Annotated in this window: 1 protein-coding gene; it reads right to left on the bottom strand. The window is 63.8% G+C overall.

Features of this window, described 5'->3' with window-relative positions; genetic code table 11:
- Positions 1-980, bottom strand: a 980-nt coding sequence (locus NKI85_RS37680; protein ID WP_352780961.1) for an IS110 family RNA-guided transposase, incomplete at its 3' end; no start/stop codon positions are given.
- Between the last annotated feature and the right edge of the window lie 263 nt (positions 981-1,243).

The following is a 1,243-nucleotide window of genomic DNA, read 5'->3' on the forward strand; positions in this document are numbered from 1 at the left end:
CCCTTCATCAACAGATGCCAGATCACGACAGAGAGTTTGCGTGCGGTTGCCACGGCCGCGACATGCTGCCCGCGCCGGGCTCGCACACGCAGGAAGAAGGCTCGCAACGGTCCGGGAGCACGAGCGGCCGCCCAGGCCGCCTCGACGAGCATGCCGCGCGCATGACCACGGCCCTGCTTGGTGATCCGCCCATGGTAGGCCGGACCTGGCCCGGACTGTCGGACGCTTGGGTTCAACCCGAGATAGCTCACGAGCTTCTGCGGATCGTCGAAGCGCGACACGTCGCCGATCGCCGCCTTCATCGCCAGCGCGACGGTCATGTCGACCCCGGGAATGGTCATCAGCCGCTTCACGCCTTCATCCGCGAGAGCCGAGCGGGCAAGATCGCGTTCGATGACCTGGAGGTCTTCGCCCAATCGGTCGAACTCGCGCAGATGCCGATCGATCGCGAGGCGCTCGTCCTGCGGCACGACCTGCTCGCTCAACCATGACCGGCCCTTAGTGCCGCACAGGTCGGCATGCGGGCAGGACGGGATCAGGTGGCTATGAAGGATCGACTGGATGACGTTCTTCAATCGAGACCTCTGCCGGACAATCTGATTGCGCCGTGTCACCTGTCGACGCAGAGCCTGCGTCGGCTCATCCGGAATCCAGACTTCCGGCAGGAAGCCGCTGGCATAGAGCTGCGCCAGAACGCTGGCATCGATCGTGTCCGTCTTGATCTTGGCATAGGCGATGATGCGCACCTGCTTGGGGTTTGCGATCACCACTTTCTTCACATGCGGCGCGACAACCGCGGCGGCCGAGGACGCGTTGCCCGTCGCCTCGATCACCACGACATCATCCAACGACAGCTTTGCGGCGAAGGCATCCAGCAGATCGCGCCGCATGTCGACACGACCCAGCCGCCTGAGCCTGCCGTCCTCCCAAGCTACCGCCTCGGCGAAGGCGCGATGGATATCCAGTCCGATGATGCGCATGCCCGTTCCTCCTTCTTGGCTCGGTCAAAGACGGGAGCTGGCGGGCAACACGACATCTACTGATCCGCGCTCGCAGCGCATCCGGGAAAGTCGCGAGGGGCGGCCATGTAACGAGCTCGGGCTCTCAGCCCACGGTCTATTGACGGCCTGCCTGCACCTTCGTGCTCCCGGTGCCCCACGTCCCGGATGGGCTCACCATAAGGCCGTTCCAAAACAAGAACAGCAGGACGAAAAGGCACCACAGATCACATACCGGATAATGG

It is taken from the genome of Mesorhizobium sp. M0571 (assembly GCF_040320985.1).
Taxonomy (GTDB): Bacteria; Pseudomonadota; Alphaproteobacteria; order Rhizobiales; family Rhizobiaceae; genus Mesorhizobium.